Here is a 1,078-nt window from a genome sequence, read left to right on the forward strand (position 1 = left end):
CCACCACCATGGGCTTGAGCCGCTCTGCGTAGGAGAGGAAGTGCTCGGCGATCTCATCAACGGTGATCGCGCGACGGTTGTAGAGCTTGACCAGCAGCTCGTTCTTCTGCCGCAGCGCGCCTTCGATCTTCTGCCGCAGGATGGACTCATCGAAGATGTCCTGCACCCGGATACCCAGGCGCCCCACCTTGTCCATGTAGGCCGGACCGATGCCGCGGCCAGTGGTGCCGATGGCACGCTTACCCAGGAAACGTTCGGTGACCTTGTCCATGGTCTGGTGATAGGGGGCCACCAGGTGGGCGTTGGCGGAGATCTTCAGCCGCGAGGTGTCCGCGCCGCGGGCCTCTAGCCCGTCGATCTCCTGGAAGAGCGCCTCTAAGTTCACGACGACGCCATTGCCGATGACCGGGGTGGCGTTCGGGGAAAGAATGCCGGCAGGAAGGAGCTTTAGCTCAAACTTCTCACCATTGACCACCACGGTATGACCGGCGTTGTTTCCGCCGTTGGGTTTCACCACATAATCGACTCGCGATCCCAAGAGATCGGTTGCCTTGCCCTTACCTTCGTCGCCCCACTGGGCACCGACGATCACGATGGCTGGCATAAAGGTCCTCTCGAGACTGGAATCAAGGCCTTAGGGAGTCTACCAAGCTCAACTGAGCGAAAGCCGAGGAAGAATCCAGCCACTATCCAGTACCCCTACCTAGGGGGACCTCCATGGGTACAGCACCGAAAATTAAAGGTTCTGCAGTGGTCATCACGGGCGCCTCCAGCGGCATCCGGCGGGCCACCGCGCTGCGTTTTGCTGCGGCCGGGGCCAATGTGGTGATGGTTGCCCGGCGTGAGGAGGCCCTACGCGAGGTAGCCTCCGAATGCCGCCGCCACGGGGTGCGCGCACTGGTGGTGCCGGTGGACGTCACCGCAGCAGAGTCCGTCGAGCGCGTGGCAGACCGTGCGGTGGAGACTTTCGGACGGCTGGGCGTGGGGAACGAACTGGTGACAACTGATCGTTAGCGCCGCGAGGCGCTGACGGGGAGGATGTCATCATGCCCCTCTGGGTTATTGGGGGATGGTGGGG

At 62.5% G+C, this 1,078-nt stretch carries 2 protein-coding genes; one reads left to right on the forward strand and one right to left on the reverse strand.

The annotated features are described in order from the left end of the window. The coding region (locus tag TX78_RS10425) for an adenylosuccinate synthetase (RefSeq protein ID WP_044496093.1) at positions 1-604 on the reverse strand (604 nt) is incomplete at its 3' end. Between the two features lie 146 nt (positions 605-750). On the opposite strand from TX78_RS10425, the gene TX78_RS10430 reads away from it, so the two are divergent. Continuing rightward, positions 751-1,014, forward strand: a complete 264-nt coding sequence (locus TX78_RS10430; RefSeq protein WP_044496094.1) for an SDR family NAD(P)-dependent oxidoreductase — start codon at positions 751-753, stop codon at positions 1,012-1,014. Positions 1,015-1,078 lie beyond the last annotated feature (64 nt).

Origin of the sequence: Nesterenkonia massiliensis (genome assembly GCF_000455245.1) — a bacterium.
Lineage (GTDB): Bacteria > Actinomycetota > Actinomycetes > Actinomycetales > Micrococcaceae > Nesterenkonia > Nesterenkonia rhizosphaerae.